The following is a 24,836-nucleotide window of genomic DNA, read 5'->3' as shown; positions in this document are numbered from 1 at the left end:
TCCCCCTACCCTGCTGCCGCGGCGAGAACCGCCCGCCGGGTGAGCACCCCGGCCAGGTGGCGACGGTAGTCGGCGTCCCCGTTGAGGTCCGAGGGTGGCTCGGTGCCCTCGGCGGCACGCTCCGCGGCACGTCGTACGGCGTCCTCGGTCGCCGGCTGGCCCACCAGCGCCTGCTCGACCGCGGAGGCCCGCAACGGGGTGGAGCCCATGTTGGTCAGTCCGACCGCCGCCTCGGCGATGGTCCCTCCCTCCGCACGCACAGTGGCCGCGACCGCCACGATCGCCCACTGGTGGGAGACCCGGACGAACTTCTCGTAGTGCGCGCCCCAGCCGGTGTGCTTGGGGATCCGCACCTCGGTGAGGATCTCGTCGTCGCCGATCGCGGTGGTGAACACGTCGGTGAAGAAGTCCGCCGCGGCCACGGTGCGGGTGCCGCCGGATCCCGCGATCACGAAGGACGCGCCCAGGGCCAGTGCCGGTGCACCGAGGTCGCCGGCGGGGTCGGCGTGCGCGAGCGCGCCGCCGAAGGTGCCGCGGTGCCGCACCTGGGCGTCGGCCAGGTGCTCGACGGCCTTGGTGATCAGGGCGGCGTGCTGGGCGACCAGTGCGTTGCCGCCCACGTCGCTGTGGGTGGTCATGGCGCCGATCACCAGGTCGTCGCCGTCCTCGCGGATGCCGCGCAGGCCCTCGATGCGGCCGAGGTCGATGACCACCTCGGGCGCGTTCAGCCGCATCCGCAGGACGGGCAGCAGGCTCTGCCCGCCGGCCATGATCTTGGCATCGTCGCCGTGCTCGGCGAGCGCGGCCAGCGCCTCGTCGACCGAGGTCGGAGCCAGGTAGTCGAACTGTGCGGGGATCATGACGGGTTCCCTTCGCCCTCGAAGTGGGGTTGTGTCGCCTCGGTAACGGCCTCGGACCCGCCTCCGCCGCCCCGATGGATCGCCTGCCAGACACGCTGCGGCGTACAGGGCATCGTGACGTCGTCGACCCCGAACGGCCTCAGCGCGTCGACGACCGCGTTCACCACCGCCGGCGTCGACGCAATGGTGCCGGCCTCGCCGACCCCCTTGGTGCCCAGGGTGTTCGTGGTCGAGGCGGTGCTGCGGTGGTCGGTCTCGAAGCTGATCGTGTCCGCGCTGGTCGGCAGCGTGTAGTCCACGAACGACCCGGTGACCAGGGTGCCGCTGTCGTCGTAGACCGCCTCCTCCCACAGCGCCTGCGCGATGCCCTGCACCAGCCCGCCGTGGACCTGGCCCTCGACGATCAGCGGGTTGATCACCGTGCCGATGTCGTCGACGCAGGTGTACTTCCGCATCCGGGTGGCACCGGTCTCGGTGTCGACCTCCATCGCGCACAGGTGGGTGCCGTGCGGGAAGCTGAAGTTCACCGGGTCGTAGGTCGCCTCGGAGTCCAGCGACGGCTCCATCCCCTCGGGGTAGTCGTGGGCGGCGAAGACCGCGGCGGCGAGATCGGTGATCCCGACGCCCTTGTCGGTGCCGCGCACCGTGAACCGGCCGTCGGCGAACTCCAGGTCGTCGACGGAGGCCTCCAGCAGGTGGGCCGCGACCGGCTTGGCCTTCTCGATCACCTTGTCCGCGGCCCGCACCAATGCCTCACCGCCGACGGTCAGCGACCGGGACCCGTAGGTGTCCAGACCCTTGTGGGAGACCTGGGTGTCGCCGTGCAGCACCTCCACGTCCTCGAACGGGACCCCGAGCCGGTCGGCGACGATCTGGCTGAACGCCGTCTCGTGGCCCTGGCCGTGCGCCGACGTGCCGGTGACCACCTCGACCTTGCCGGTGGCCAGCATCCGCACTTCGGCGTGCTCCCAGCCGCCGGCGCCGTAGTCGAGACTGCCGAGCACCCGGGACGGCGCGAGCCCGCACATCTCGGTGAACGTCGAGACCCCGATGCCGAGCTGGACCGGGTCGTTCGCCTCCCGGCGCCGCTTCTGCTCGGCCCGCAGTTCGTCGTACCCGAAGAGCTCCTTGGCCCGAGCCGTGGCCTGCTCATAGTTGCCCGAGTCGTACTCCAGGCCGGCGACGGTGGTGAACGGGAACTCCTCGTGCCGGATCCAGTTCTTCTCCCGCAACTCGAGCGGGTCGACGCCGAGCTCGGCGGCGAGCTCGTCCATCATCCGCTCGATGCCGAAGGTGGCCTCGGGCCGACCCGCGCCGCGGTAGGCGTCGGTCCAGGTCTTGTTGGTCAGCACCGTCTGGCAGGCGAAGTGGTAGGCCGGGAACTTGTAGATGGAGTTGAACATGAACGCCCCGAGCACCGGTACCCCGCCGCCCACCAGGGAGACGTAGGCACCGAGGTCAGCGGTCAGCTCGACCTTGAAGCCGGTGACGGTGCCGTCCTTCTCGGCGGCGAGGGTGAGCTTCTGCCACTGGTCGCGGCCGTGGTGGCCGGACATCAGCGACTCGGACCGGGTCTCGGTGTACTTGACCGGCTTGCCGATCCGGCGCGCGATCGCCCAGGCCAGCCACTCCTCCGGGGTGGTCTGCAGCTTGCCGCCGAAACCGCCGCCGACGTCGGGCGCGATCACCCGGATCTTCGACTCCGGCACCCCGGTGGTGGCGGCCAGGGCGAAGCGCAGGATGTGCGGGATCTGGGTTGCCGACCACATCGTGATCTGCTCGCCGGTCGGGTCCACGACCACCGACCGCGGCTCCATGAACGCCGGGATCAGCCGTTGCTGGCGGAAGTCCCGCTCGATCACCACACCGTCGGTCCGGGCCTTGGCGATGGCCTCCTCGACGTTGCCGCCGGTGCCGGCCTCGGCGGAGTCGAAGACCCACAACGCCGACTTGTTGGTGCCGAGGTCGGGATGCGCGAGGGCGCCGTGGGAGGAGTCCGCCTCCAGGGCCTCCATCATGTCGAGCGCGGCGGGCAGCTCGTCGTACTCCACGTCGACGAGCTCGGCCGCGTCGCGGGCGGCTGCGGCGCTGCGGGCGACGACCACGGCGACGATCTCGCCGGCGAACGCGACCCGGTCGACCGGCATCGGCAGGTGCACCGGCGTCTTCTGGTCCGGCGTGATCGGCCAGGCGTTGATGTTCACACCCTGGGACTCGCCCAGGTCGGCGCCGGTCAGCACGTCGACCACGTTGACGGACGACTTGGCCGCCGCGGTGTCGATCGAGGTGATCTTCGCGTGTGCGAAGGGGCTGCGCACCATGGCCAGGTGCAGCATCCCGGGCAGAGTCAGGTTGTCGGTCCACCGAGTCCGACCGGTGATCAGCCGCTGGTCCTCCTTGCGGCGCCGAGCCAGTCCGATCTCCTTGACGGCGCCCTCGGCGGGAGCAGCATCGTCCGTGACGGTCATGACGCACCTCCCGTGGTCGCCGGGGCGCCGGCCGCCTGCTGCACGGCCTTGACGATGTTGTGGTAGCCGGTGCACCGGCAGAGGTTGCCCTCGAGGCCGTTCCGGATCTCCTCCTCGGTCGGGTGCGGGTTCTCGTTGAGGAGGTCGACGCTGCGCATGATCATCCCCGGGGTGCAGAATCCGCACTGCAGAGCATGGCAGTCGTGGAAGGCCTGCTGGACCGGATGCAGCTCGCCGTTGCTGGCCAGCCCCTCGATGGTGGTGACCTCGTGCCCCTCGGCCTGGACCGCGAGCACGTTGCAGGACTTCACGCTCACCCCGTCGAAGAGGACCGTGCAGGCCCCGCAGTTGCTGGTGTCGCACCCGATCACGGTGCCGGTCTTGCCGAGCGTCTCGCGCAGGTACTGCACCAGCAGCATCCGGGGTTCGACGTCGTCGGTGACCTGGGCTCCGTCGACGGTGAGAGAGATTTTTGCCATGGCGTGCAGGACCTCCGTGGGGACATGTGACGGCCGTCACGCCCACCGTAGAACCCCCCGGTTGGCGAAAGGTTGGCGGCCCGGCCACGCACCGCGTCGCCGGCCGATCGACGCCGCCGGCTCAGCGCTGGACCGCGGCCAGTCGAGCGCGCAGCATCGCCCGTGCCGGGTGCTGCTCGCCGCCGAGACGAGCCAGGCAGACCTCGATGACCTCGGTGTCGTAGGGCACCAGCTCGATGTAGCGCAGCACCGCGGAGGGCTCCGGGCAGTCCAGCAGCGCCTCGCGTACGGCGACCGCGACGTAGTCGGCCATCTCGGTCAGCGCCGGCGAGTTGGTGCCCGGCAGCAGGTCGCCGCCGTACGCCGCGACCGCGTCCGCGACCCGGCCACGCTCCAGCAGTGCCAGGACCAGCTCGACGTCGGTGCGGATCGGCATCATCAGCCGGTAGGGGCGCGAGGCCAGCTGGCCTCCGAGCGCACGCCGCAGGTGCGAGACCTCGGCCTTCACCGTGGTCAGCGTGACCGCCTGGTCGCCGTACAGCGCGGCGTGCAGCTGGTCCAGGGACAGCCCGTCGGGATGCAGCGCGAGCAGCGCGAGGATCTCGGTCTGCCTGCGGTTCAGCAGCAGCCGCTGGCCGTCGATCCTTGCCTCGGCATTGCCGAGCAGCCGGAGCTCCAGCCCGGGCGCCTCCTCGGGCTCGGCGCCGGGCCAGACCCCGCCACCCCCGGGCCGCGCGCCCAGGCTGGTGTGCGGCATCGCGGTCTCGAGCAGCCGCGCCAGCACCCGCGCGGTGGCCAGCCCGATGGGGTGGCTGCGGTCCCAGGTGGTGGAGAGGTCGACAACGCCGAGCTGCTCGCCGGTGGCCGGGTCGTGCACCGGCGCGGCCCAGCACACCCAGTTGTGCACGATCGGTGCGAAGTGCTCGGCGCTGAACACCATCGACGGCTTGGCCAGCCGCTGGGCGAGGTCGAGCGCGTTGGTGCCGACGCTGGTGTCGTCCCACCGGCCGCCGGGCACGAAGTTGACGGTCTCGGCCTTGCGGCGCATCACTCGGCCGCCGTAGGTCCACAGGATCCGGGTCTGCCGGTCGGTGACGGCCAGCACCAGGTCGCCGTCCTCCGCCGTACGACGCAGCTCCGCCTCGACCCGTCCGACGGCGACCTGCAGCGGCGAGTCACGCCAGAAGCTGCGGGTGTCGTCCTCGTCGGCCAGCGGCGCTGCGGCGACGTCGATCGGGATCGCCTGCTCCGAGCGCTGCCAGCTGTGCAGGATCTCCGGCCGGACCAGGGCCTGGGCCGCGTCGCCGCGCTCCACGAACGTCGTCCACGCCCGCACGGTGTGCAGCCGGCGGTCGCGCAGCTCACCATCAACGCCCATGCCACGCCTCCTGGCCCCACCGTAGCCGCTGCCCGGGTCGGGGGCACGGGTGCAGCGGGGCGTGGAGCTCAGTCGGGGTGGTGGATCCGGCCCGCCATCTGGGCGAGCCGGTTGCCCGAGCCGCCCCACCGGCCGGCAATGATCTCGGCCGCGATGCTGATCGCGGTCTCCTCCGGGGTGCGCGCGCCGAGATCCAGCCCGATCGGCGAGTGCAGCCGGCCGATCTCCGCGTCGGTGACGCCAGCTTCGCGCAGCCTGTCCTGGCGGTCGTCGTGCGTCTTGCGCGACCCCATCGCGCCGATGTAGCCGACCTCCGGCAGCCTCAGCGCCACCTCCAGCAGCGGCACGTCGAACTTGGGGTCGTGGGTCAGCACGCAGATCACGGTGCGCCCGTCGACCCGGCCCGCGGCCTGCTCGGCACGCAGGTACTTGTGCGGCCACTGCACGACGACCTCGTCGGCCTCGGGGAAGCGGGTCGCGGTGGCGAACACCGGCCGGGCATCGCAGACGGTGACCTGGTAGCCGAGGAAGCTGCCCATCCGGGCCACGGCCGCAGCGAAGTCGATGGCACCGAAGACGAGCATCCGCGGTCGGGGCGCGAACGCCCAGACGAACACCCGCATCCCCTCACCGCGTCGCTCGCCGTCCGGTCCGTAGCCCAGGGTCGCGCTGGTGCCCTGGGCGAGCAGCCCGAGGGCGTCGTCGAGCACCGCCGCGTCGATCCGGTCGCTGCCCAAGGACGCCGACAGCGTCGCGTCGCCCGCCTCCGGTCCCGCCCGGTCGGGACGGATGATCGCCCTCCGCCCGACGTACGACGAGTCCGGGTGGTCGACCACCGTGGCCACTGCCACGGGTACGCCGGCCTCGAGGTCGTCGGCGATCTGCCCGAGCTCGGGGAAGTCCTGCTGGGACACCCTCTCGACGTAGACGTCGAGGATGCCACCACAGGTGAGCCCGACCTCGAAGGCGTCCTCGTCGGAGATGCCGTAGCGCTTGAGCACCGGGCTGCCGGACTCCGTCACCTCCGTGGCGAGCTCGTAGACCGCGCCCTCCACGCAGCCGCCGGAGACCGATCCGACCGCGGTGCCGGACGGGCCGACGAGCATCGACGCGCCCGGAGGCCGGGGTGCGGAGCGGAACGTCGCCACCACCGTGCCCATGCCGACCGTCTCACCGGCCCGCCACCACTCGAGCAGCTCGGGGAGCACCTCACGCACGTCCGACCACCTCCAACAGCTCGGCGAAGGTCGCCAGCGAGTGGCCGGCGAGGAAGTCGTCGACGTGGGGCAGGGCTGCGACCACGCCCTGCTGGATGGGCTCGTAGCCCGCCTTGCCGCGATGGGGGTTGACCCACACCACCCGGTGGGCGATCCGGTGCAGCCGCTGCATCTGCTCGGCCAGCAGGGCCGGGTCGCCACGCTCCCAGCCGTCGGAGAACACCACGACGACCGCGCCCCTGGCCACGCCGCGGACACCCCACCGGTCCAGGAAGACGCGCAGGGTCTCACCAAGCCTGGTGCCGCCGGACCAGTCCGGCACCGTCTCACCCGCGGCCACCAGGGCCCGGTCGGCATCGCGCAGGCGCATCGCCCGGGTGACCCGGGTGAGCCGGGTGCCGACCGTGAAGACCTCGACGGTGCCGGCGGCGCTGACCACCCGGTGGGCGAGCCTGAGGACGGCATCGGCGTACTCGCTCATCGATCCGGAGACGTCGACGAGCAGCACCACCCGGCGCGGGCGGGTCCGCCGCCGCCGCCGCACGATGTCGGCCGGCTCCCCCATCCGGCGCAGGCTCTCGCGCAGGGTGCCGTGGCCGTCCACGGAGCCGCGGTGCCAGCGCTCGTGCCGCGCCGTACGGCGGGCGGGGACCCGCACCCGCAGGGTGGCGAACATGGCGGCCAAGCGGTGCTTCTCCGCGGCACTCAGCGCCGCGATGTCACGGTGCCGGAGCCGCTCGGTGGCGCTGGCGGCGGCCCGGACCACGCCGGCGTCCTCGCCGGACTCACCGTCCCCGCCCTCCTCGGCGGGGAAGCTCGAGACCACCGGCGCCGGCTCGGAGACCACGGTGCGCGGCAGCCCGTCGCGGGCGCGGAACCAGGCCTCGAAGACCTGGTCGTAGCGGGCCAGGTCCTCCGGCGAGCCGCAGAGCGTGGCCGCGCCGGCCCGGTAGGTGCCCAGCGGGTCGTCCGCGCCGAGCAGAGAGGTGGCCTCGAGGAAGCCCTGCGCCCGGTCCTGGGTGACGGGGACGCCGGCGGCGCGCAGCGCGCGGGTGAAGCCGAGCAGCACCTCCTCGGGAGCGTGGACGCTCATGTCGCGAGCATCCGGTCGAGCGCCTGCTGCACGCGGTCGGTGTCCTCGCGGTACTTCACCAGCGCGCCGAGGGTGCGGGCGGCGGTCGCCAGGTCCAGCTCGCTGGCGCCGAGCGTGTGCAGGGCGCGCGCCCAGTCGAGGGTCTCGGCGACTCCGGGCGGCTTGAGCAGCTGCTCGCCCTCGCGCAGCCGCTGCACGGCGGTGACCACCTGGCGGGCTAGCCGCTCGGCGACCTCCGGGGCCCGGGAGCGGACGATCTCGACCTCCCGCTCCAGGCCCGGGTGCTCGATCCAGTGATAGAGGCAGCGTCGCTTGAGCGCGTCGTGCAGCTCGCGGGTGCGGTTCGAGGTGAGCACGACGACCGGCGGCACCGCAGCCCGGATGGTGCCGAGCTCGGGGATGGTCACCTGGTAGGTGGACAGCACCTCGAGCAGGAACGCCTCGAACTCGTCGTCGGCCCGGTCGACCTCGTCGACCAGCAGCACCGCGGGGCTGCGCTGCAGGGCCGCCAGCACCGGTCGGGCCAGCAGGAAGCGCTCGTCGTACAGGCTCTTCTCGGCCTCCTCGACGGTGGCCGAGCCGCTGTTCGAGCCCGACTCGTGGACGGCCTCCAACGCGCGAAGGTGCAGGATCTGGCGGGGGAAGTCCCAGTCGTAGAGGGCCTGGCTGGCATCGATGCCCTCGTAGCACTGCAGCCGCACCAGCGGCAGGTCGAGCGCTTCGGCGATCGACTCGGCGAGGCTGGTCTTGCCGGTGCCGGGCTCGCCCTCGAGGAGCAGCGGACGCTGCATCGCCAGGGCGAGGTGCACCACGGTGGCCAGTGCGTCGTCGCAGACGTAGCCGGTCGATCGCAGCCGTTCGCCCAGTGCGTCGAGCGACTCGGTGTCCATGTCCATGGAGGCTACTCGGCGCCACGTTGGCGCCAGGTTGGGTCGACCCACAGGGGAGTCCTCATCTGGTCGGGCTCGCCCCCGGGCCGGACGGTTCGCCCCTCTCCGGGCAACGGTCAGGCGATCGGGCGGTCCACGTCCCGACCGGTCGCGAGGTCACCGCACTCGACCAGGTCGTGCGGGTGGCCGCGCAGGTAGTCGCGGGCGCCCCGGTCACCGACCGCGGCGGCTCGTACGCCGGCCCAGTGGTCACGACCGATCAGCACCGGGTGGCCGGGGCGGCCGGCGTACGTCGCTCGCGACAGTGAGGCCGGCCCGACCGCGGCGGCGAGCACCCGGCGGACGACATCCGCATCGACGTCCGGAAGGTCGACGAGCGACACGAGGACGGCATCGGCATCTGCGGACTCCGACATCCTCGCCAGTCCCGCCCGCAGCGAGGCCCCCATACCTTCCGCCCAGTCGTCGGCGACCACGACGCCAGCAAGGTCCGGCACGATCTCGCGGGCCAACTCGGCCTCGGCCCCGAGGACCACCGTCACCCGGTCACAGCCGCCGGCACGCAGGACCTCGACGCTGCGCACCAGCCAGTCGTCGACCAGTGCCTTGGGCCGGCCCATCCGCCGGCCCGCGCCGGCGGCGAGCAGCAGCCCGTGGATCGTCATGCCCTCACCCTAAGCAGCGGTCAGGCGACCGGTCCCTTGGTGCGGACCTGGTCGACCTGGTCCATCGCCGCGCGGAGCTCGGCCAACCATGCGTCCTGGTGCTGGGCGACCAGCCGGACGCACCAGGCCAGGGCATCAGCGCGCGAGCGCGCGACGCCGGAGTCGACGAGCGTGTCCAGCACCTGTCGCTGCGGCTGCCGGAGCCGGGTCATCACCGGGCTCGCCAGGTGGGTGAACAGCTCGGAGCGGTCGCCGATGACGACTCCCCACGAGACCTTGCGCTCGAAGCGGTGCTCGGCCTCGCGGGCGATCGCGATCCGCTGCTCACGGGTGTCCTCACGGAAGGCCTTCGCGCGGCCGGCTCGGGTCTCGGCGGCCCCGGCCGCGCTCGCCCCTGCACCGATCTCCACGTCGGGAAGCGTGAGCAGGACGGTGATCTCGTCGCGGTCGATCGTGATGGCTGGAGCGGTCTGCTTCCAGTCCTCGGGCAGTCGACCGTTGAACCAGCCGCGGACCCGCTCTTGAGCCTCAGTTGTAATCATGTAATCAACATTACAACGGTGACCAAGGACCGCGCTGCCAGCACAGCGAAAGGGCCCCGGGAGAACCCGAGGCCCTTTCGCCTGAACATTGCTTCAAGGCGCCTGCACAAGATCAGGCGCGCGGGATCAGAAGTCCATCCCGCCCATGCCGCCCATGTCGCCACCGCCGGGCATGGCCGGAGCCTTCTCCGGCTTGTCGGCCACGACGGCCTCGGTGGTGAGGAACAGCGCGGCGATCGACGCGGCGTTCTGCAGTGCCGAGCGAGTCACCTTGGCCGGGTCGATGATGCCCTCGGCGATCATGTCGACGTACTCGCCGTTGGCCGCGTTGAGACCCTGGCCGGCCGGAAGGTTGCGCACCTTCTCCGCCACGACGCCACCCTCGAGACCGGCGTTGATCGCGATCTGCTTGAGCGGCGCCTCGGTCGCCACGCGGACGATGTTCGCGCCGGTGGCCTCGTCGCCGGACAGGTCCAGCTTCTCGAAGGCCTTGTCGGCCGCCTGCACCAGGGCGACGCCGCCGCCGGCGACGATGCCCTCCTCGACGGCCGCCTTGGCGTTGCGGACGGCGTCCTCGATGCGGTGCTTGCGCTCCTTGAGCTCGACCTCGGTGGCCGCGCCGACCTTGATCACCGCGACGCCGCCGGCGAGCTTGGCCAGCCGCTCCTGCAGCTTCTCACGGTCGTAGTCGGAGTCCGACTTCTCGATCTCGGCACGGATCTGGTTGACCCGACCCGCGATCTGGTCCTGGTCGCCGGCACCCTCGACGATGGTGGTCTCGTCCTTGGTGATGACGACCTTGCGGGCCTGGCCGAGCAGCTCGATGCCGGTGTTCTCCAGCTTGAGGCCCACGTCCTCGGAGATCACCTGGCCGCCGGTCAGGATCGCGATGTCCTGCATCATCGCCTTGCGACGGTCACCGAAGCCCGGCGCCTTGACGGCGACCGACTTGAACGTGCCGCGGATCTTGTTGACCACCAGGGTCGACAGCGCCTCGCCGTCGACATCCTCGGCGATGATCAGCAGCGGCTTGCCGGCCTGCATGACCTTCTCCAGCAGCGGGAGCAGGTCCTTGACCGTGGAGACCTTCTGGTTCGCGATCAGCACGTAGGGGTCGTCGAGGACGGCCTCCATGCGCTCCGGGTCGGTCATGAAGTACTGCGAGATGTAGCCCTTGTCGAAGCGCATGCCCTCGGTCAGCTCGAGGTCCAGCCCGAAGGTGTTGGACTCCTCGACGGTGATGACACCTTCCTTGCCGACCTTGTCCATCGCCTCGGCGATCTTCTCGCCGACCGTGGTGTCCGCGGCCGAGATCGACGCGGTCGCGGCGATCTGCTCCTTGGTCTCGATGTCCTTGGCCATGCCGAGCAGCTGCTCGGAGACGGCCTCGACAGCGGCCTCGATGCCGCGCTTGAGCGCCATCGGGTTCGCGCCGGCCGCGACGTTGCGCAGGCCCTCGCGAACCATCGCCTGGGCGAGCACGGTCGCGGTGGTGGTGCCGTCACCGGCGACGTCGTCGGTCTTCTTGGCGACCTCCTTGACGAGCTCGGCACCGATCTTCTCGTAGGGGTCCTCGAGCTCGATCTCCTTGGCGATGGACACGCCATCGTTGGTGATCGTGGGAGCGCCCCACTTCTTCTCGAGTACGACGTTGCGGCCCTTGGGGCCCAGGGTGACCTTGACGGCGTCGGCCAGCGTGTTCATGCCACGCTCGAGACCGCGCCGGGCCTCCTCGTTGAAAGCAATCAGCTTGGGCATCAGACTCAGCGATTCCTCATCGTGACGATTGAATGAACTGTCACTCTCCCGACGAGAGTGCCAACGCCATGTTTAGCACTCGACCCAAGCGAGTGCAAACGGTCCCCCGGGTTTTTCTGCCGCGGGCTCAGCCTGCCAGCCGGTCCGCGACCAGGGCGGCGAAGGCGGCTGCGTTCCCCGGGAGCACCTCGAGGTAGAGCCCGGGCTCGGTCAGCTCCAGCTCACTGACCACCAGGGTGCCGTCGGCCAGTCGCATCGCGTCCACCCGGGCGTAGTCGAGCCGGTGCCCGACGTGCGACTCGGCCGCGGCCACCGCGATCCGGGCCAGACCCGTGGCCTCCTCGGTCAGCGGTACGGCGATGGTGCGGCCGCCGTACCGCTCGTGCACGCGGATCTCGCCGGCGGCGGGCTGCTTCTGCGCCTGCGAGACCGGCTCACCGGCCAGCACGAACACCGAGGTCTCCCCCTCGGTCCGCACCGACTCGACCAGCGGTTGCACGATCCACGGGCCGGCACCGTGCTCGGCGCCGTCCAGGTCGGGCACTCCGCCGGGCTCGACGTCGACGACCACCACGCCGCGACCGCCCGCACCGACCCGCGGCTTCACCACCGAGCGGCCGACGCCGGCGATCGCCGGCACCAGCGCCTGCTCCTCCTCGACCGTGATCGTGGGTACGACGGGCACACCTGCGTCGACCAGCTGGGTCAGGTAGGCCTTGTCGGTGTTCCAGGCGAACACGTCGGCGCCGTTGAGCAACCGCGGGACCGACCGCGCCCAGGCGAGGAACTCCGCCAGCCGGTTCTCGTAGTCCCAGGTCGAACGCACCGCGACCAGCCCGGCCGACCAGTCCACCGCCGGGTCGTCCCAGACCACCCACCGCGCGTCGATGCCGCGGGCGGCGAACGCCTCGGGCAGATGCGAGGTGCCGGTCCACTCCTCTCCCTCGGGCATCGCGGACGAGGTGGCCAGCAGGACGGGTGCACTCACCCGGGCGACGCTATCCGGCCGCGATGCGCCGCGGCATTCGGGTGCTGGCGGGAGCGGGTCAGCTCAGCCGCCGAGCGATGGATCCCGGCGCAGCCCGGCGCTCAGTCCGCGTCGGGCCGGAGCACTCCGTCGAGGACGATCCGCAGCATCGGCTCGGCCTGCTCCGGCGCGAGCCCGGCCTGGTCGACCGCGACGGAGATCCCGCTGACCAGGCGCATCACCTGACGAGGGTCGACGCCCTCGCGGACGCCCGAACGCACCGCATCCGACTCGAGCACGCGGCGGTTGGCCTCGGCAAGCACCTGACACTTGCGGTAGATCGGCGAGGCCGGGTCGTCCATCGCGGACATCACCTTCGTGGCCGCGCCGTGGTAGATCCCGACGTTGTCGAGGAACCGGGTGAACCACGTGGTCAGTGTCTCGCGCGGAGGCCGACCGGCGTCGATCACCGTCTGGGCGTCGGCCTCGACCCGGTCGGCCCAGTCGCGCATCACCGCGTCGATCAGGTCGTCGCGGGTGGGGAAGTGACGGTAGAGCGTGCCCGGACCGACGCCGGCCCGCTTGGCGATGTCGTCGAGGGACGCGGCCGAGCCGCGCTCACGAAACGCCTCCCGGGCGGTCTCGATCAGCTTGTCCCGGTTGCGCTGGGCATCGGCACGCAGCGGCTTCACAGCCCGATCGTCGGCCCCGTCAGCGGCGTCTGCGGCGGGGGGCCTCGCCGCGTGGATCGGCGCCGTGTCAGGCATCGCGAAAAAACTCCTTGCTAAACGGAGACAGTCTCCGTATCGTTGATCCTCAACCGGAGAACCTCTCCGCTAAACATACCTCAAGGAGTCTCGATGTCCCAGTCCGCTGCGGTGCAGATCGCGCCCAGCCGTCGCACCGGCATCGGCCTCGGCCTGATCCTGGCCGTCCAGTTGATGCTGATCCTCGACATGACCGTGGTGAACGTGGCGCTCCCGAAGATCCGGGCCGACCTCGGCTTCACCCCGTCCACCCTCTCGTGGGTGCTCAACGCCTACACGCTCGCCTTCGGCGGGCTGCTCCTGCTCGGTGGCCGCCTCGGCGACGTGTTCGGCCGGCGGCGCACCTTCCTCGCCGGCGTCGCGGTGTTCGCGCTCGGCTCGCTGGTTAGTGGCCTCGCCCCGGACGCGACCGTGCTCGTGGTCTCGCGTGCCCTGCAGGGCGTCGGCGCCGCAGTGGCCGCGCCCAACGTCCTCGCTCTGATCACCACGTCTGCTCCCGACCAGTCCGCCCGGAACCGCGCTCTCGCGTTGTTCAGCGCGGTCTCCTCGGCCGGTGGCTCGCTCGGCCTCATCCTGGGCGGCACGCTGACCGGCTACGCCTCATGGCGGTTCTCACTGATCGTCAACGTGCCGATCGCCCTCGTCGTACTCGTCCTGGTGCCAAGGTTCGTCGACGAGACGCACCGCCAGCACGGACGGTTCGACCTGACCGGGGCGCTCACCGCGACCGCCGGCTCGGCCAGCCTGGTGTTCGGATTCATCCACGCACCCGACCACGGCTGGGCCTCGGCCGGGACCCTCGGCGCGTTTGCGCTGGCCGCCCTGCTGCTCGCCACGTTCGTGACCACCGAGCTCCGGGTCACCGCTCCGCTGCTGTCGTTGGGCCTGCTGCGCAACCCGATGCGCGCGGGCGCGGTGACGGTGATGGCGCTCTTCGTCGGCGCGCAGTTCTCCTTCTTCTACTTCATGGTGCAGTTCATGCACACCGTGCTGGGGTACGGCGCGCTGGAGTCGGGCTTCGCCTTCCTGCCGCTGACGGTGCTCATCTTCGCGACCTCGAGGGTCACCCCGCGGCTGGTCGGCGCGCTCGGCGTACGCCCCCTGGTGATGACCGGGCTGAGCCTGGTGACGGTCTCGAACCTGTGGCTCGCGGGGGTGGACACAGGCAGCACCTATCTCGGCGGGCTGCTCGGACCGATGGTGCTGACCGGCATCGGCGCGGGCCTGGGCTTCATGCCGTTGACCGTGGCGATGCTCACCGGCGTCGACCCCGATCGGGCCGGCTCGGCCTCGGGGCTGCTGCAGATGGGACAGCAGGTCGGTGGCGCGCTCGGCCTGGCGGTGCTGGTCACCGTCTACGCATCGGGCAGCGTGCCCGGCGAGGTCGTCCCGGGCCTGTCGGGGACCTTCCTCACCGCCGCGGCCTTCGTGATCGTCGCGCTCGGCCTCGCCGGCGTCCTGCTCCGGCAGCGCCGCGGGCCGTCCACGGCCGACGAGGCTCCGGCCCCCGACGAGCTCGAGCTCGCTGCCTGAGCAGCCGACCGGTCCTCACGTCCGAGTGGTGCGTTCGCCTCGCCCACTCGGACGTGAGGGACTACTGCGTGGGGAGGGTGGGCTGGGGGCGCATCGCGGGCAGAGCCCAGTCGACCGGCTGGCCGCCCTGGTCGACGACCAGCTGGTTGACCCGGCTGAACGGCCGGGAGCCGAAGAACCCCCGGTGCGCCGAGAGCGGGCTGGGGTGCGGCGACTCGACGTACGGCACCGACCCGAGCATCGGCTTGAGCGACTGCGCGTCACGCCCCCACAAGATGGCGGCGAGCGGTCCTCCGCGCGCCACCAGGGCCCTGATCGCCTGCTCGGTCACGGGCTCCCAGCCCTTGCCGCGGTGGCTGTTGGGACGCCCCGGGCAGACCGTGAGGCTGCGGTTGAGCAGCATCACCCCGTGGTCGGCCCAGGCGGACAGGTCACCGTCGCGTGGCACCGGGACGCCGAGGTCGTCGACCAGCTCGCGGAAGATGTTGACCAGGCTCTTGGGCAGCGGCCGGACGTCGCCGGCGACCGAGAAGCTCAGCCCCACCGGATGCCCCGGCGTGGGGTAGGGATCCTGACCGACGATCAGCACCCGCACGTCGGCCATCGGTCGCTGGAAGGCCCGCAGGATGTGGGCGCCGTGCGGCAGGTAGCCGCGTCCGGCGGCCAGCTCGGTGCGCAGGAACTGCCCCATCAGACCGATCTGCTCATCGACCGGCGCGAGCGCCTCGGCCCAGTCGGGGGCGACGAGCCCCTTCGCCACGAGTCCGGCAAGTGCACTCACACGGGCAGGCTAGTGCTCAGCGGAAGGCGGGCAGGGCCTGGTCGTGCACCAGTGCTCCGCGGAACAGGTCACCGACCTCGGCGAGCCGCGCGGGCGCGGTCCGGATCGTCCAGCGGTCCGGTCGCAGCTCCGGATCGTCCAGCTCGTGCCAGCCGATCGGCATGCTCACCGGCGCACGGGCCCGGGGCCGGGTCGAGTACGGCGCCACCAGGGTCTTGTTGATCGCGTTCTGGGTGTGGTCCAGACGTGCCCGGCCGCCACGGTCCTTGCGCTGCCACTTCCAACTGACCAGCTCCGGGTGGATCTTCCCGACCGTCCGCGAGACCTGCTCTACCCAGCCGCGGGTTTCCTCGAAGCTGGCGTTCGCCCGGATCGGCACCGACACCTGGATGCCCCGCGAGCCGGTGACCTTCGGATACGACCGCAGTCCGAGCTGCTCGAGGGCGGTGCGGTGGAGTCGGGCCAGCTCCAGGATCTGCTCCCAGCTGGTGCTCTCCCCCGGGTCGATGTCGAACAGCGCGAAGGTCGGGCACTCCGGCTCGTCGGTGCGCGAGGTCCACGGATGCCACTCGAGCGCGCCGAAGTTCGCGGCCCAGAGCAGCGCCGCCGGCTCATCGACCACGAGGTAGGTCTGGGTGGTTCCCGCATCGGCGAGCGGGTTGTCCCAGCGACCGATCCAGTCCGGCGCGTGGTCGGGAAGCTCCTTGTGCCAGAAGCCGCCTCCGGAGTCCCCCTTGCCGCGCACGCGCTCCGGATCCGCGCCGTCGGGATAGCGATGCAGGTTGAGCGCACGACCCTCGAGATGGGGGACGGACACGGGTGCCACCTGAGCGACGTACCTCAAGAAGTCGCGCTTGGTCACCGGGGGCTCCCCATCCCGACCGGGAAACAGTCGTTTGTCGAGGTGGGTGACCTCCAGGCGTCGCCCGAACACGTCCCAGGTGCCGCCGTCACCCAGATCGTCGAGTGCGGCGAGGTCGTCGGCGGTCGGCGGCACCGCTGCGGACTCGGCTTCTTGACGTGGCTGCGTGGCCACCCTCTCCTCCGCCTGGGCCGCCGGCCGGTCGCCGTGCCAGCGGCTGTCCGGGGCCACCCGGACCTCCTCGTTGGTGCGGCCGCTGGTCACCGACCTGGGGTGGTCCTCGGGATCCCATCCCTCGACCGCGAACTCGTCATGCTTGTGCACCAGGAACCACGGCTCCTTGCCGTCCTCGGCCGCCGACCGGCGGACCAGGACCAGCCGGCCGCGCAGCTTCTCGCCGTGCACGTCCGCGTGCAGCTCACCGTCGGCCACCGCCCGGGCCGGGTCGTCGGTGCCATGCGGCTCCCAGGTGCCGCGGTCCCAGACGATGACGTCGCCGCCGCCGTACTCGCCGCGGGGGATGACGCCCTCGAAGTCGGCGTACTCCAGCGGATGGTCCTCGACATGCATGGCCAGTCTGCGCACCGACGGGTCGAGCGTGGGGCCCTTGGGCACCGCCCAGCTCACCAGCACCCCGTCGATCTCCAGGCGGAGGTCGTAATGGCGGCTCTGCGCGCGGTGCCGCTGGACGACGAACTGGCGGGCACCGGGGCGGGCTTGTCCGACGGCACCGGGGTCGTCGCGAACGCCCGAGGGCTCGGCGCTCGTGTCGAAGTCGCGCTTGCCGCGGTACGCCGCGAGCCGGTCGTCGGCGTGCTTGCGACTCATGGGAGTGGCGTACCCCGGGCGTCGGCCCGCACGCCCGGCCCCCACGTTCGGGGACCACGGGCGCCTCTCACGGGGCCTCTCGCGTCGCCTCCCACCGCGCCCGCTGTGATGCATCGCTGCGACGACAGCCGTAACCTCGGCGGTCTTCGATGCGTTCCGGGTACGGGCTCGCGCCAGGGTGGGCGCTCACGGGGAGCCGCGACGAAACGGCATGACTGATGCGTCGATCCGCGATCGGGCTGGTGGCGGCCGCCGCCGTACTGGTGGGGCAGGCCGCACTCGGGCCCGCCGCCCTGGCCGCCGGCAGCACGACGATCACCTGGCGGCCCGCGACCCCGCCGGACGGGACCGGGTTCTGGAGCAGCGCCTGCCCGACCACCGAGCCCGACCCTGTGCACCAGGCGCTGGACGACGACTCGTCCAGCGTCGCCGGCACCCGCACGATGGTGCCCGGGGAGTCGGGTGGCGACATCGCCTGGCAGTACGCGCCGCCGTCGAGCGTCCAGGGCGGCCCGGTGTTCACCGCCAACGCGCCGGGCACCTTGACCGGATTCGGGATCCACGCACGCGGCACCACGGCGGCGGGGCTGGCCGGTCGGCTGCTCGCCTACTACCCCAACCCGGCGAACCCGGACGACTTCTACGTCGGGGTGGCCGAGCTCAACTACGCCGACGCCGCGTGGCACACGATCGACGCCAGTGCCTCGATGCTGTGGTGGGAGCACAAGCGGTACTTCGGCAAGGACTGGACGCCGGTCAACCCGAAGAGCTTCCTCGATCCGACCAATCAGCCGCAGTCCGTCGCGAACTTCACCAACGCGCGGTCGTACGCCGCCCCGATGCTGCTCTCCTACCAGTTCGGGTGCACCGGCGGCCCCGTCCAGCTGGACCACATCAGCCTGGCCGAGAGCGGCTCCACCACGTCGTACGACCTGGAGAACACCCTCACCGCGACCTCGCTGGCCGCCGCCGACTCCGTCGTCGACCCCGGGTCGGGCACCACCCTGACCGGCGCGGTCACGACGACTCCGTCGGGTGCCGCGATCACGACCGGAGCGGTGAATCTGCAGGCGCGTCCGTACGGCGCGAGCTCGTTCACCACCGTGGGCACTGTGCCGCTCGACAACCCGGCCGGAGTGCAGGTGCGACCCGACGGCACGACCGACTACCGCTGGTCCTTCCCGGGCAACGACGACCTGGCACCCAGCGTCTCCAGCCCGGTCACCGTGACCGTGCAGGGCACGATCACCGGACGGCTCCTGCAGCGCAAGCTCCTCAAGGGCCAGCGCTACACCATGACCGGCACGGTGCTGCCCGCGCGAGCCAGCACTGCCGTCACGGTGCAACGTCTGGTGAAGGGCAGCTGGCAGCGGATCGGCAGCGCCACGACCACCGCCGACGGCACCTTCCGCTACGTCGGCCGCGCCACCACGACCGGCCCATCGCTGCTGCGAGCCAGCGTCGACGACTTCGCCGGCAACCTCGGCGCCAGCGCGCGGGCCAGCACGCTGGTGGTCCGCGAGCCGACCGCGGTGACCGCCGGGCTGGTGAAGCGCGCGATCGTCGCGGGCAAGCGGTTCAGGGTCACCGGCACAGCAAGCGTCCGTCAGCGCGGCGTGCTGGTGAAGCTGCAGCACAAGGTCGGGGGCCACTGGCGCACGATCGAGCGCACCGGCACCGGTCGGCACGGCGCCTTCCGGCTGAAGGCTGTGGCCACGAAGGCGGGCAGGTGGAAGCTGCGGGTCGTCGTTGTCGCGTCCGGGTACCAGCTCAGCGGCCACTCGCCGACGTTCAGACTGCGGGTCAAGCCGAAGCCCAAGCCGCTTCCTGCGCCGACCCCGACACCCAGCCCCAAGCCCAAGCCGGCACCGTCGCCGAGCACCGGTGGCGGGTCGTCGGGCGGTTCCACCGGCGGGTCTGGTGGCGGTTCGACCGGCGGTGGTGGCGGAGGCACCGGCATCGGCTGATCGTTCGGGTCACAGGGGCGAGAGCGGTCGGCCTGGGCGCCGCGCTCCCGTGGAGGCGCGCTGCCGCTGCGGCGGCACCGTCCACAGGTTCGATAATGTCTTGGACATCGCACGTGTGTTCGATAGTATAGGCACATGTTCGGGACGCTCGGAGTGCGGGTCCATCTGGAAGGACCATGGGCTCAGATCGCGATCCGTCGATACCGCGGCCGGCGCAGGTGAGCCGCTACCTGCTGGCGACCGTCCAGCTGAAGTCCGTCCCCCCGAGGCTGACCTTGGCGGTCTTGCCCGCGTCGGTGTCGGCGAAGTGGAAGTGCTGTCCATCCGGCAGCTCGCCGGTGCCACGACGATCGATCGGCACCGACACCGTGCCTGCGAGCGTGCCGTCGACCTCGAACGAGAGCACCGGGTCGCTTCCCGGGCGGTACCCACGGGCCTGGAGCTGGTAGCAGACCTGGGTGTACTGGCCGTCGATCAGGCAGTCCGGGTGCACGCGGACGGTGCGCAGCGTGGGTGGCGCGCTCTTCCCGCAGGCCCGCGCGACGTCGCCGTGCTCGTCGCCGTTGCTGATGCGGGCGCGCAGGCAGGCGCGCTGTCCGCCCATCGCGGTGGGCACTTTGACGGTCCCGGAGGGTGCCTGCTCCCAGCCGGAGCCGCGGTTGACCTCCACGACCCCGTCGGCTGCCGCGGCGGCCACGGTGAACACCACACTCCGGTACGCCGGCCTCGCCGCGACCGTCGGAACCCCCAGCGTGGTCACCGCCTTCTGGTGCGGTGGGTCGCCCCCACGGTCGTGGGACTGCCCCCACGCCCAGGAGCCGGCGGCGGTGAGCAGTGCGAGCGCGGCGAGCCCCACGATGACCACCCGGGTACGACGGCCGCGGGCTCGACTCGGCCTGGCCTCCTTTTCGGCATCCGCCGAGACGCTCCCGCCGCGCGCTGCCAAGGATTCCGCAACTACGGCGAGCGGCGCCGTGTGCTCGGGCGCGGGGTCGACGCCACCGGACGTCGGCCCCACCGGCTCCACCGGCGCCGCGGCTGGCCCGGCCTCCGGCACCGGCATCGGGGCGGACTCACCGGCACCGGGGGGCCGAAGCGCGACGACCAGGCCGCGGAGCTCGGCGGTGAGCTCGGCGAAGCCGGAGAAGCGTTCTGCAGGGGCCTCCCGCACCGCCCGACGCACCAGCGCCGCGATCGCATCGTCGATCTCGTCCTCGCGAGCCAGGCTGGGCCCGCCGGGCGTCGGTGGCGTGCCGACCAACGCCGCGTGCAGCAGACAGCCCACCGAGTAGAGGTCGCTGCGCTCGTCCACGGACCCGCCGGCGAGCAGCTCGGGTGCGGTGTAGCCGTCGTACGACGAAGCGGCATCCGGGACCAGCCAGTCCTGGCTGCGCAGGACCGCGCCGAAGTCGGCGAGCTGGGTGAGGCTGCGGCCGTTGCTGGTGCCGCGCAGCACGTTGGTCGGCTTGACACCGCCGTGACCCACCCCGGCGTCGTGCGCGATCGCCAACGCGTCGGTCACCCGCAGGCAGAGCATGATCGCCGCCCCGCGCGCGAGCGGTCCCTGCTCGTCGAGGCGACGCTGGAGACTGCCCGCTGTGCTGAGCGGGCTGACCACGAACAGCCGGCCCTGGTGCATCCCGAACTCCCGGGCGGCGAGCAGGTGCGGCGTCCCGTGCGCGACCAGCGCGCGGAGCTCGTCGCGGATCCGCCGCCGCACCTCATCGGTGATCGGCACGGCGGGACGGAGCAGCTTCAGCGCGACCGTCTCGCCACTGTCGACATGCCGGGAGGCATGGACCACACCCATCGGGCCGCGACCGATCTCCCGGATGATCTCGTAACGGCCAAGCACTGCCCCGGGCTCGGGATCCATCTGCACCTCGACGTCTGCTCGGAGGCGATTGCGCGCCCGTCTCGAAGTCCTCCCCGGATCGGTGAGTCTAGGGCGTTCAGTCGCTCTGCGTCTTGAGTTCGGAACGGATCATCGCCGCGACCGCGGACTGCTCGGCGGCGGTCGGGCCGAAGGCCACCCCGCCGTGCTTGCCGGGCTTCTTGTGGGTCCGCTCGCCGCGCACCCACGGCTCCTTGGCGCAGATGCCGTGGCCCTTGGATGCGGCATACACGTCGATGAAGTCGGCACCGGTGTCCCGGGCCGAGCGGGACACGGCGAGGTCGAGCGCCTGGTCGACCTCGAGCCACGCCTTGCGGTCCGCCTTGGACATCTTCGGCTGCGCCTTGCAGGTCTGCTTCGCCGCGACGTGTCGCGGGTAGCCGACGACCACGATGCGTGCGTCCGGCGCCTTGTCCTGTACTGCCCTGATCGCGTCATCGAGGGACTGCCTGATCGGGTCGATCAGCCGCAGCAGGGCCGGCTCGTAGCGCTCCATCAGACAGCCGGCTCCGGCGGGCCCGCAGGCCTTGCCGATGAGCGTGAACAGGTTGTCGTCGTTGCTGCCCAGACTGATCGTGACCAGCTGGGTGTCGCGGTGCACCGCGTCCAACTGCGGCGCGACCCGGTGCTTGCCGAGGTGCTGTCGCTTGCGCACCGACGAGGTGTCCGCTCCGTCACAGCTGACGTCGGTGAGCCGAGCGCCGAGCGCGTCGGCGAGCTGGGTCGGGTAGTTCGCGGTCGAGCGGTGGCAGCCGTGGGCGCGCTTGGTGGTGCCCGTGTACGGCGCCGCGGTGAAGGTGTCACCGAGCGCGACGTAGCGGTGGTACGTCGGTCGGGGCGCCGGAGCCTGGTGCTGGTCCACCCCACACCCGGAGACGAGGACGAGCAGCAGGCCGAGCAGCCACAGCGGGACCGCGCGACGCATCAGCGCTTGGGGGCCAGGCTCCGGGACGACCCCGAGGCGAAGCGACGCTCGGGGTTGGAGCCGATCGCGGTCCGACGGGGAGCCACCTCGGCCGTCGCGGCAGCAACGGCCCGCTTCGCCGGCTTCTTCGCGGTCTTGGCCGCGGGCTTCTTCGCCGGTTTCTTCGCGGTCTTGGCCGCCGACCGCTTGCGGGCGCTCCCCTTGCCCACCGGCTCGTCCGGCGTGGAGTGCTGTTCGATCCACTCGTCCATGATCACCCAGGTGGTGGTCCGCGCCGCGCGGCCGGTGAGCATCCCCAGATGACCACCCGGCACGATCTCGAAGCGCACCTCGTGGGCGTTGGGCAGCAGCCGCACCAGCGCCTTGACCGAGTTGATCGGAGCGATGCCATCGGTGTTTCCGGCGAAGATCAGCACCGGCAGCGTGATCGAGTCGACCCGGATCTCGCGACCGTCGTACTCCAGCACGCCGTTGCGCAGTTGGTTCTTCTTCACCATCCGGTGGTACATCTGCCCGAAGGTCCGGCCCGGGTAGGCGATCATGTTCGCAGTGAACCGGTCGACTGCCTGGATCTGCGCCAGCCACTCCCGGTCATCGAGATGCTGCAGCTTCGCGATCGGCTTGGTGAGCAGCTTGGTGCCGGAGCTGAGCTGGAACGCCCGACGCACCAGCGGCTTGGGCGCGCCGCCCATCATCCGGTAGATCGGGGTCACCACGCCGCCGTCGGTGATCCGCAGGATCGGTCGCAGCGGTGCGACCAGCGGCACCTGTGTGACGTCGAACGGTGACCCGACGACCGTGACCGAGGCGATCGGCAGCTTCGGCTGCGACGCCGCCACCAGGATGGCGAAGATGCCCCCCAGGCTCCAGCCGATCACGTGCACCGGACGTCCGCCGCCGTGCTCGTGCACCGCGCGGATCGCCTCGGGGACGACGTCCCGGATCCAGTGCTCCATCCCGAGGTTGCGGTCCTTGAAGGAGATCTCGCCGTACTCGACGAGGTAGGTCGGGCGGCCTTGCTCGACGAAGTGCTCGACCAGCGAGCAGCCCCGGCGCAGGTCGAAGCACAGCGACGGCGCGGCCAGTGGCGTCACCAGCAGGACCGGGTCACCGGTCGACTTGACCTGCTTGGCCGGACGGTAGTGGTAGACCTCGCGCAGCGGCCCCTCGTCGATGAGCGTGCGCGGCATCGGCCGCAGGTCGGCCAGGCCGCCGTACAGCATCAGGTGCGCCACGTTGCTGGCCGCGGCCGCGACCTGGTCGGGCTTCGGCAGCAGGTCCATGGGCCGAAACTACCAACGAATCCCCACCGACGGACCGGGTCCGGGTGGTGGACGGCAGCCCGCGAGGTCGGTATGACGGTCACATGAGGATGACGCAGCTGGTGGGCGGGGCGGCCGCGGCCGTCGGCGCGGTGGCGGTGCACGACCTGGTGCAGAAGAAGCACGCCCTGTTGCGCAACTACCCGGTCCTCGCGCACGCGCGCTACTGGCTGGAGGAGATCGGCCCCGAGCTACGGCAGTACATCGTGACCGGCAACGACGAGGAGCGGCCGTTCAGCCGGGACCAGCGCCGCTGGATCTACGCCAGCTCCAAGCTGGAGAACAACTACTTCGGGTTCGGCACCGACAACGACACCGAGCACACCTCGGGCTACGCGATCATCAAGCACCGCACCTTCGCCGACGAGGTGCCGCCGGTGCTGGGCCACCATGCTGCTGACATCGACCTGCCCAGCGCCAAGATGCTCGGCGGGCCGCGCGGCAGGGCGAAGGCGTTCCGGCCCCGGTCGGTGGTGAACATCTCCGCGATGAGCTTCGGGTCGATGTCCAGCCACGCGATCATGGCGCTCAACGGCGGCGCGAAGCTGGCCGGCTGCATGCACAACACCGGCGAGGGTGGGCTGTCGCCGTACCACCGCCAGGGTGGTGACCTGATCCTGCAGATCGGTACGTCGTACTTCGGCTGCCGCGACGAGAGCGGGCGGTTCAGCCTGCCGCGGCTCAGGGAGGTCGTGGAGTCCGCCCCGGTCCGGGCGATCGAGATCAAGCTGTCCCAGGGCGCCAAGCCCGGTCTGGGCGGGCTCCTGCCGGCCGCGAAGGTCAGCAAGGAGATCGCCGAGATCCGCGGCATCCAGGAGGGGCAGGACTGTGCCTCCCCGTCGCGGCACTCCGCCTTCAGCAACGTCGACTCGATGCTGGACTTCGTCGAGATGCTCGCCGCCGAGACCGGCCTGCCCGTCGGCATCAAGTCGGCCGTCGGTGAGATCACCTTCTGGGAGGAGCTGGTCCGGCTGATGGCGTCGGGCGAGCGCGGCGTCGACTTCGTCACGGTCGACGGCGGCGAGGGAGGCACCGGTGCCTCGCCGCTCATCTTCAGCGACTCGATCGCACTGCCGTTCCGGATGGGATTCTCCCGTGTGTACGGGACGTTCGCGAAGGCCGGGCTCACCGACCGGGTGACCTTCATCGGGTCCGGCAAGTGCGGGGTGCCGGACAACGCAGTGGTGGCCTTCGCCCTCGGCGCCGACATGGTCAACGTGGCTCGCGAGGCGATGCTCTCCATCGGCTGCATCCAGTCGCAGCGCTGCCACACCGACCGTTGCCCGACCGGCGTCGCCACCCAGGATCCGTGGCTCGTGCACGGCCTGGACCCGGCGTCGAAGTCGGTGCGCTGCGGTAACTACGTGCTGGCGCTGCGCCGTGAGCTGTTGAAGGTCTCCGAGGCCGTCGGGGTCGCGCACCCCGGCCTGATCACCCCCGACGACGTCGACATCTTCTGCGGCGACTACCAGGCCCAGTCGCTGGCATCGGTCTACGGTTACGAGCCGACCTGGGGCAGGCTCGGCAAGGAGGTCCGTGACGACGTCCGCGAGATGATGCGGCCCGTTGCCGGCGCCTCCGAGACTCCTCCACACAACTGATCGTCTGGCTGAGCCGCCAGCGGGGCGCCTCGAGACCCA

Annotated in this window: 20 protein-coding genes; 3 read left to right on the top strand and 17 right to left on the bottom strand. The window is 71.3% G+C overall.

Annotated features, from left to right (window positions below):
* Positions 1-5 precede the first annotated feature (5 nt).
* The 12 genes from Q9R13_RS16785 to Q9R13_RS16730 all read right to left on the bottom strand — a co-directional run bounded on the left by Q9R13_RS16785 (position 6) and on the right by Q9R13_RS16730 (position 13,009).
* Complete coding sequence (locus tag Q9R13_RS16785) at positions 6-860, bottom strand: FAD binding domain-containing protein (RefSeq protein ID WP_310962318.1); 855 nt, start codon at positions 858-860, stop codon at positions 6-8.
* Entirely contained in the window at positions 857-3,328 is a 2,472-nt protein-coding gene (locus Q9R13_RS16780) for a xanthine dehydrogenase family protein molybdopterin-binding subunit (protein WP_310962317.1), read from the bottom strand. The genes Q9R13_RS16785 and Q9R13_RS16780 overlap by 4 nt, the downstream gene beginning before the upstream one ends.
* Positions 3,325-3,807, bottom strand: a complete 483-nt coding sequence (locus Q9R13_RS16775) for a (2Fe-2S)-binding protein (RefSeq protein ID WP_310962316.1) — start codon at positions 3,805-3,807, stop codon at positions 3,325-3,327. The genes Q9R13_RS16780 and Q9R13_RS16775 overlap by 4 nt, the downstream gene beginning before the upstream one ends.
* Positions 3,808-3,928: 121 nt before the next feature.
* Positions 3,929-5,185 (bottom strand): transcriptional regulator, encoded by a 1,257-nt coding sequence (locus Q9R13_RS16770; RefSeq protein WP_310962315.1) that lies wholly within the window; start codon positions 5,183-5,185, stop codon positions 3,929-3,931.
* Positions 5,186-5,253: 68 nt separating this feature from the next.
* A complete protein-coding gene (locus tag Q9R13_RS16765) occupies positions 5,254-6,402 on the bottom strand; it encodes an XdhC/CoxI family protein (protein WP_310962314.1) in 1,149 nt (382 codons plus the stop codon).
* Positions 6,395-7,495, bottom strand: a complete 1,101-nt coding sequence (locus Q9R13_RS16760; protein ID WP_310962313.1) for a vWA domain-containing protein — start codon at positions 7,493-7,495, stop codon at positions 6,395-6,397. The genes Q9R13_RS16765 and Q9R13_RS16760 overlap by 8 nt, the downstream gene beginning before the upstream one ends.
* Positions 7,492-8,385 carry an AAA family ATPase gene (locus Q9R13_RS16755; RefSeq protein ID WP_310962312.1) on the bottom strand — a complete coding sequence of 298 codons (894 nt, stop codon included), beginning with the start codon at positions 8,383-8,385 and terminating at the stop codon, positions 7,492-7,494. Before Q9R13_RS16755 ends, Q9R13_RS16760 begins: the two co-directional genes overlap by 4 nt.
* Positions 8,386-8,501: 116 nt before the next feature.
* Positions 8,502-9,050, bottom strand: coding sequence for a nucleotidyltransferase family protein (locus Q9R13_RS16750; protein WP_310962311.1), 549 nt, complete (start codon positions 9,048-9,050; stop codon positions 8,502-8,504).
* A gap of 20 nt (positions 9,051-9,070) precedes the next feature.
* Positions 9,071-9,592: a hypothetical protein gene (locus Q9R13_RS16745; protein WP_310962310.1), complete on the bottom strand. Its 522-nt coding sequence runs from the start codon at positions 9,590-9,592 to the stop codon at positions 9,071-9,073.
* A 126-nt stretch (positions 9,593-9,718) separates the two neighbouring features.
* Positions 9,719-11,350, bottom strand: coding sequence for a chaperonin GroEL (groL, locus tag Q9R13_RS16740; protein ID WP_310962309.1), 1,632 nt, complete (start codon positions 11,348-11,350; stop codon positions 9,719-9,721).
* Positions 11,351-11,477: 127 nt separating this feature from the next.
* On the bottom strand, positions 11,478-12,338 hold the full coding sequence (locus tag Q9R13_RS16735; RefSeq protein WP_310962308.1) for an ATP-grasp domain-containing protein: 861 nt from the start codon (positions 12,336-12,338) through the stop codon (positions 11,478-11,480).
* Between the two features lie 101 nt (positions 12,339-12,439).
* The gene (locus Q9R13_RS16730) at positions 12,440-13,009 is read right to left on the bottom strand and encodes a TetR/AcrR family transcriptional regulator (protein WP_310962307.1); all 570 of its coding nucleotides are present in this window, start codon (positions 13,007-13,009) and stop codon (positions 12,440-12,442) included.
* A 168-nt stretch (positions 13,010-13,177) separates the two neighbouring features.
* On the opposite strand from Q9R13_RS16730, the gene Q9R13_RS16725 reads away from it, so the two are divergent.
* Positions 13,178-14,617, top strand: a complete 1,440-nt coding sequence (locus Q9R13_RS16725) for an MFS transporter (RefSeq protein ID WP_310962306.1) — start codon at positions 13,178-13,180, stop codon at positions 14,615-14,617.
* A gap of 61 nt (positions 14,618-14,678) precedes the next feature.
* Here Q9R13_RS16725 and Q9R13_RS16720 read toward each other — a convergent pair whose 3' ends face one another.
* Both Q9R13_RS16720 and ligD read right to left on the bottom strand, forming a co-directional pair.
* Positions 14,679-15,398, bottom strand: coding sequence for a uracil-DNA glycosylase (locus Q9R13_RS16720; RefSeq protein WP_310962305.1), 720 nt, complete (start codon positions 15,396-15,398; stop codon positions 14,679-14,681).
* 16 nt (positions 15,399-15,414) lie between these two features.
* Positions 15,415-17,088 carry a non-homologous end-joining DNA ligase LigD gene (gene ligD / locus Q9R13_RS16715; protein ID WP_310962304.1) on the bottom strand — a complete coding sequence of 558 codons (1,674 nt, stop codon included), beginning with the start codon at positions 17,086-17,088 and terminating at the stop codon, positions 15,415-15,417.
* 218 nt (positions 17,089-17,306) lie between these two features.
* Here ligD and Q9R13_RS16710 point away from each other — a divergent pair, with 218 nt between their 5' ends.
* Entirely contained in the window at positions 17,307-19,055 is a 1,749-nt protein-coding gene (locus Q9R13_RS16710) for a hypothetical protein (protein ID WP_310962303.1), read from the top strand.
* A 226-nt stretch (positions 19,056-19,281) separates the two neighbouring features.
* On the opposite strand, the gene Q9R13_RS16705 is transcribed toward Q9R13_RS16710, so the two are convergent.
* The 3 genes from Q9R13_RS16705 to Q9R13_RS16695 all read right to left on the bottom strand — a co-directional run bounded on the left by Q9R13_RS16705 (position 19,282) and on the right by Q9R13_RS16695 (position 23,157).
* A complete protein-coding gene (locus Q9R13_RS16705; protein WP_310962302.1) occupies positions 19,282-20,931 on the bottom strand; it encodes a serine/threonine-protein kinase in 1,650 nt (549 codons plus the stop codon).
* Between the two features lie 76 nt (positions 20,932-21,007).
* Positions 21,008-21,874, bottom strand: coding sequence for an SGNH/GDSL hydrolase family protein (locus Q9R13_RS16700; RefSeq protein WP_310962301.1), 867 nt, complete (start codon positions 21,872-21,874; stop codon positions 21,008-21,010).
* Positions 21,874-23,157 carry an alpha/beta fold hydrolase gene (locus Q9R13_RS16695; protein WP_310962300.1) on the bottom strand — a complete coding sequence of 428 codons (1,284 nt, stop codon included), beginning with the start codon at positions 23,155-23,157 and terminating at the stop codon, positions 21,874-21,876. The genes Q9R13_RS16700 and Q9R13_RS16695 overlap by 1 nt, the downstream gene beginning before the upstream one ends.
* 83 nt (positions 23,158-23,240) lie before the next feature.
* On the opposite strand from Q9R13_RS16695, the gene Q9R13_RS16690 reads away from it, so the two are divergent.
* The gene (locus Q9R13_RS16690; RefSeq protein ID WP_310962299.1) at positions 23,241-24,797 is read left to right on the top strand and encodes an FMN-binding glutamate synthase family protein; all 1,557 of its coding nucleotides are present in this window, start codon (positions 23,241-23,243) and stop codon (positions 24,795-24,797) included.
* Positions 24,798-24,836: the final 39 nt, after the last annotated feature.

The organism is Nocardioides marmorisolisilvae (genome assembly GCF_031656915.1).
Lineage (GTDB): Bacteria > Actinomycetota > Actinomycetes > Propionibacteriales > Nocardioidaceae > Marmoricola > Marmoricola terrisoli.
The sequence above is the reverse complement of the archived record's forward strand: the minus strand, read 5'-3'. Positions and strand labels throughout refer to the sequence as shown.